We start from the raw sequence: 5,968 nt of genomic DNA, 5'->3' as shown, positions 1-5,968 counted from the left end.
TGTTAACCGAGCCATCTTCAATAACCAAAACCTCAAACTGCTTATAGGTTTGCAGTGTAAGTGTCTCCAGCAATTCAGAAATTTCTTGCGGGCGGTTGTATAAAGGTATGATGATGGAAAAAAACATTCTTTAAGTTAGATGTGAGACATTAGATGTGAGATATGAGACTGGGAGTTCTAATTGAGGATGTATAGAAAATCTCCAATCTCATATCTGTGCTAAATAGTTTCCTCTATTTGATACCTGTTACGCTCTGGGGCGCTACGGGCAACAAGCTCGGCAACAAAGCCTGTTAAAAACAGCTGTGAGCCTAATAAAATAGCCACTAAGGCAAAATAAAACAATGGGTTATCCGTAGGTTGCCTTGGCACAATGTGATGCGCAAGATCGTATAGTTTTTCCGATACCAGGTAAATGGTAATTATTATACCCGCGAAAAAGCTAAGCGTGCCCATGGCCCCAAAAAAGTGCATAGGGCGTTTGCCAAATTTACCTACAAAAAATATAGATAGCAGATCTAAAAAACCATTGATAAACCGGCTCCAGCCAAATTTGGTTTTGCCATACTTACGTGCGCGGTGTTCTACTACCTGCTCGCCAATTTTTGTGAACCCCGCCCATTTAGCTAGTACAGGTATATACCGATGCATTTCGCCATACACTTCAATGTTTTTAACAACCGTATTCCGGTAGGCTTTTAGTCCGCAATTAAAATCGTGCAGGTTATTTATACCGCTCATTTTACGCGTGGCCGAATTAAATAGCTTGGTAGGAATGGTTTTAGTTAAAGGATCATAGCGTTTCGCCTTCCAGCCGGATATCAGATCGTATTTATCTTCGGTAATACGCCGGTAAAGAACCGGTATTTCATCGGGGCTATCCTGCAGGTCGGCATCCATAGTGATAACCACGCCGCCTTTTGCTGCTTCGAAACCAATATTTAACGCGGCAGATTTACCATAGTTACGTCTGAATTTAAAACCTTTTATAAAAGGATTATTCTCCTTTAATTTCATGATCATATCCCAGGAACCATCCTTGCTGCCATCGTCAACTAAAATAATCTCATAAGTGAAACGGTTCTCGTCCATTACACGGCTTATCCAGGAGGTAAGCTCAGGTAATGATTCAACTTCATTGTAAAGTGGTACTACTACTGATATATCCATTTATTGGGAAGATGCCCGGGTTGCTCAAATCAGCCGCCCGTCTTTGTGTTGCAAAAATATAAAAAATAGGGAACGGTAGCGTAACATAATTCAAAGCGAACTACCATGTATAAAATTTAATATTTTGCTTTAATTTAGCCAACGTTAAACCTGATTTTATTTAAACCATATCATGCGTATCTTATTATTTTTTATTTTACTAATAGATGTTTCTATAAGTAGTGCAATTGCCCAAAATATACATATTACCCACGACAGCAAAGCTGAAACCCTTGTTTATTATGTTAAAGACAGCGTTTTAGTGGAAACCAAAGATAGCGCCGATTATATATTTGTAATATCGCCACCAGAAGAGCCTGATACCAATTTGTTTATTATCAGGAGTTTTTTCCCCAGTGGGAAAATACGGTCTGTTGCAAAATCCTTCACCAATTCTTTTAACGTAAAATATCAAGGATCGTATTTAGAGTTTTATGAAAATGGGCATAAAAAGGCAATTGAAAATTATAATAAAGGGCATTTGGAGGGCGATATTTACGAATTTTACCCTAATGGGAATCCTTATACGGTAAAAACCTACTCCACAAGCAAGGGTTTTAGGTTTCGCGAGTGCAGGGATTCAACCGGGAAACTGTTGGTTGAAAATGGCAACGGACATTTCTTAAAATTTGATAAAAATTTTAAAACTGTTGTAATGGAGGGTGAAATCAAAAATGAGCAGGAGGATGGAGAGTGGATCGGCGTTGACGAAGACTCTGTTAAAACAGTGTATTCTTTTAAAAAGGGGAAGCTTTTATCACGTGTTTATTATGATTACTTAGGAAAGAAGTACGAGTCATCTCCTGCAGTACCAAGGTACAAGGATGGAATGGATGCACTTTTTTATTATCTGGGCAAACACATCAAATATTCTAAATTAAACAATCCTAAATTCAGGGGGTATGGAAGAATGTTTGTTTACTTAGATGTTAATGCCGACGGGAGTCTGAGTAATATTAAGGTAATGAGAACCACCGACGAAACATTTAACGATGAGATTGTACGGGTGTTAAAAACAACATCGCCGTGGATCCCTGCACGTAAAAAAGATAAAGCAATTGCTTATTCGCCAATTATTCTTGATATTGATCTAAGCAGGATCAGATTACACAAAGATTTAAGTAGCTACTACTAAAATAAGATTACATCAACCCCAGAACCTTACTTGTACGTTCCCTTGTAGCGTTGGCTAAAACTTCATCATTGGTAAGCGATTGCCCATAAGATGGGATCATCTGTTTGAATTTTTCCTGCCATGCAGCTGTTTTGGCTTCTTCTTTAAAGCAGCGGCTTATCAGGTCAACCATAATAGGTACAGATGTTGATGCACCAGGTGATGCACCCAACAGGGCGGATATGCTGCCATCGGCAGATGTTACTACCTCGGTACCAAACTCCAATACACCGGTGCGTTTGGCATCTTTCTTAATCACCTGTACACGCTGGCCTGCAATATCCAACTCCCATTCATCGGCAGCAGCACCAGGGAAATATTCCTTTAAAGCATTTAGCCTGTCTTTTGGTGATTGTAGTACCTGGCTGATAAGGTATTTAGTAAGCGCCATATTATCGCGGGCTACAGCAAGTAGTGGCAGTATATTGTTGAATTTTATAGAGGTAAAAAGATCAAACAACGAGCCCTTTTTAAGGAATCGGGTTGAGAAACCCGCGTAAGGCCCAAACAGCAATGCTTTTTTACCGTCAATCATCCGGGTATCCAAATGCGGTACCGACATTGGCGGCGAACCTACCGATGCTTTACCGTATACCTTCGCGTAGTGTTTATTAATTACATCGGGGTTAGTACAAACCAGCCATTGGCCACTTACCGGGAAACCGCCAAAACCCTTGCTCTCGGGTATGCCCGATTTTTGTAGCAGGGGCAAAGCACCGCCGCCGGCGCCCACAAATATAAATTTGGCATTCAGTTTGCGTTTGTTACCGCTTACACGGTCGCTCACTTTTACTTGCCAGCTGTTGTCCTTATTGCGTTTTATATCGTTAACGTCGTGGTTAAGGCTAAGCGTAACACCTGGTTTTTGCTTAAGCTTATCAATTAAGCTACGGGTAAGTGCGCCAAAATTCACATCGGTGCCAATATCCATGTATGTAGCAGATACACTGTGGCCTTTATCACGGCCTTCCATTACCAATGGTATCCACTTTTTAATTTGGGCATGGTCTTCAGAGTATTGCATGCCTTTAAAAAAGTGGTGCTGCACCAATGCTTGCTGGCGTTTTTTAAGGTAATCTACATTATCGTCGCCCCAAACAAAACTCATGTGGGGTATTTTACTAATAAATGTTTGCGGTTCGCCTGCATAGCCGTTCTCAACCAAAAAAGACCAAAACTCTTTAGTTATCTCAAATTGCTCGGCAATTTTTATGGCTTTTGATATTTCAACAGTGCCATCCTTGCGCTGGGGGGTATAGTTAAGTTCGCAAAAAGCAGAGTGTCCGGTGCCCGCGTTATTCATAGCGTCAGAACTTTCGGCAGCAACTGTGTCTAATCGTTCAAAAATTTCTATGGTAAGATCAGGTTGCAGCTGTTTAAGCATTACCCCAAGTGTTGCGCTCATAATGCCCGCGCCAACTAAAACTACATCAACTGTTGTATTTGAACTATTACTGCCGTTATTCATGATATTATTGAATGCTAAAGATACATTCAAATAAATTATTTGATAGATTAATACGTATTATAAACTAATTAAATGATATAAGGTTTACACTAAGTGCAACGAGGGTAAAGCATTGCTGTGTGATAACCTATATGATATATAGACGGCAATTTTAATAAAATTTATAGAAAAATGCCTCATTAAAATGCCTAAATTTAATAAACAAGTTAATGTAGCGGCTTTTTATAGTATATAACGCTTGTAACAATAACACTACTATTAATAAAAACACAATTTACGGGTATAAGTGTTTAAAAAGAAAGCACAGAATCATGTCCAGATCATTACTTATTATGGCCGCATTACTTATAATAGTATGCTGCTCATGCAATAATAAGCCAAAACCGGTTTCAAACGATATTACTAAAACAGCCGTAACAGTTAACGGCAAAAAAGATAGTGTAATTAATAACCCGAAAAAAAACTACGGCAATGCTACAGTTGCCGAACCCTGTGTAAAATGCCTTATACAGGTGGTGCAGCACACAGTTGAATATAAAGCGTCAATGGCTTCAAAATCGATAAGTGAAATAAAGTATGTAGTGAATTGGACCGAAGCAACCCAACCAACGAATGTTACAAATAAGCGTAAAGGAACCAATGGTTTAAAAATTGATGTTGTAGAAAAAGAAACGCCAGATAATAAGATAGCCTCATTTATTTATGATAATAGTCATTCTAAATTGTATTTTATAGATAACAGTAAGGAAACAGACGTTGAAATTGATAAAAGCGACCTTAAAAACATAAGGAATAAATGTTATTGGGGTGTAGCTTCAAGTAAATAAAATAATTTATTGTAAAAGCAGCGCAATCGTTAGTTTGATTGTGCTGCTTTTTGTTTTATACCAACTTGTTATGTAAGCATAGTTTATTGAGCGATATATTTATTAGCTATTTAATGGATTTTAGAATTTTTTAAGAGATTTGTTGTTAATTTTTATAATTTTTATCAACATTGCTATGGAATTTATAAAAATAATTTAAATTCGCAGGGTAAATTGAAACGGATCTTATAAGTAACTATAATTAAACTTAAAAAATTACAAATTAATCATTAAAATGGCAACTAAACTTGAGTACATCTGGCTTGATGGCTACAAACCAACACAAAGCCTGCGTAGTAAAACAAAAATTGTTAAATCTTTTAGCGGTAAAGTAGAAGATTTAGATAACTGGAGCTTTGATGGTTCATCAACCGAGCAGGCACCAGGTGGTTCTTCAGATTGTGTTTTAAAACCGGTTTTTACTTGCCCGGATCCACAACGTAAAGATGCATATCTTGTTATGTGCGAAGTATTAGATTCTAAAGGCGAGCCTCACGAGTCAAATGGCCGTGCGTTGATCCAGGATGACGATAATGATTTTTGGTTTGGTTTTGAGCAGGAATACTTTTTATGGGATCCTGAAACAGATAAACCACTTGGTTTCCCTAAAGGTGGTTACCCAGGCCCACAAGGTCCATACTACTGTTCGGTAGGTGCTAACAATGCTTTTGGCCGCGATATTGTTGAAGAACACTTAGATGCTTGTTTAGAAGCAGGCCTAAATGTTGAAGGTATCAACGCTGAGGTTGCTGCTGGCCAATGGGAATTCCAGATCTTTGCTAAAGGTGCTAAAGAAGCTGGTGACCAAATTTGGGTTGCACGTTACTTATTGGAAAGAATTGGCGAAAGCTATGGTGTTGCTATCAACTGGCATTGCAAACCGTTGGGTACTTTAGACTGGAACGGTTCTGGTATGCATGCTAACTTCTCAAATACAACTTTACGTACAGCAAACAGCAAAGAAACATTTACTGCTATCTGCGAAGCTTTCCGCCCTGCGGTTGCTGAGTGTGTTGCTGTATATGGTGCACACAACGAGTTGCGTTTAACAGGTAAACACGAAACTGCTTCTATAACTGATTTCAGCTATGGTGTATCAGATCGTGGTGCTTCTATCCGTATCCCTCTATACACTGTAGATCATGCATGGAGTGGTTATTTAGAAGATCGTCGCCCTAACTCTGCGGCTGATCCATACAAAGTAGCTGCGGTTATTATTAAAACGGTAAAATCTGCTAAAGTTTAGTACCC

At 38.7% G+C, this 5,968-nt stretch carries 6 protein-coding genes; 3 read left to right on the top strand and 3 right to left on the bottom strand.

Translation table 11 applies throughout. The annotated features are described in order from the left end of the window. The coding region (locus JWQ85_RS20380) for a glycosyltransferase family A protein (RefSeq protein WP_299471279.1) at nt 1-127 on the bottom strand (127 nt) is incomplete at its 3' end. Nucleotides 128-219: 92 nt separating this feature from the next. Further along, on the bottom strand, nt 220-1,170 hold the full coding sequence (locus tag JWQ85_RS20375) for a glycosyltransferase family 2 protein (protein ID WP_299471277.1): 951 nt from the start codon (nt 1,168-1,170) through the stop codon (nt 220-222). A 172-nt stretch (nt 1,171-1,342) separates the two neighbouring features. Between JWQ85_RS20375 and JWQ85_RS20370 the strand changes: the two genes are divergently transcribed. Continuing rightward, the gene (locus JWQ85_RS20370; protein ID WP_299471275.1) at nt 1,343-2,344 is read left to right on the top strand and encodes a hypothetical protein; all 1,002 of its coding nucleotides are present in this window, start codon (nt 1,343-1,345) and stop codon (nt 2,342-2,344) included. Between the two features lie 7 nt (nt 2,345-2,351). Here the strand turns inward: JWQ85_RS20370 and JWQ85_RS20365 are convergent, their stop codons facing one another. Next, nucleotides 2,352-3,881 (bottom strand): malate:quinone oxidoreductase, encoded by a 1,530-nt coding sequence (locus JWQ85_RS20365; RefSeq protein WP_299471273.1) that lies wholly within the window; start codon nt 3,879-3,881, stop codon nt 2,352-2,354. Nucleotides 3,882-4,162: 281 nt separating this feature from the next. Between JWQ85_RS20365 and JWQ85_RS20360 the strand changes: the two genes are divergently transcribed. Both JWQ85_RS20360 and JWQ85_RS20355 read left to right on the top strand, forming a co-directional pair. Further along, nucleotides 4,163-4,678 (top strand): hypothetical protein, encoded by a 516-nt coding sequence (locus JWQ85_RS20360; protein WP_299471271.1) that lies wholly within the window; start codon nt 4,163-4,165, stop codon nt 4,676-4,678. Between the two features lie 274 nt (nt 4,679-4,952). Continuing rightward, nucleotides 4,953-5,963: a glutamine synthetase beta-grasp domain-containing protein gene (locus JWQ85_RS20355; RefSeq protein ID WP_299471269.1), complete on the top strand. Its 1,011-nt coding sequence runs from the start codon at nt 4,953-4,955 to the stop codon at nt 5,961-5,963. Nucleotides 5,964-5,968: the final 5 nt, after the last annotated feature.

This window comes from Mucilaginibacter sp., assembly GCF_028288105.1.
GTDB lineage: Bacteria > Bacteroidota > Bacteroidia > Sphingobacteriales > Sphingobacteriaceae > Mucilaginibacter.
The sequence above is the reverse complement of the archived record's forward strand: the minus strand, read 5'-3'. Positions and strand labels throughout refer to the sequence as shown.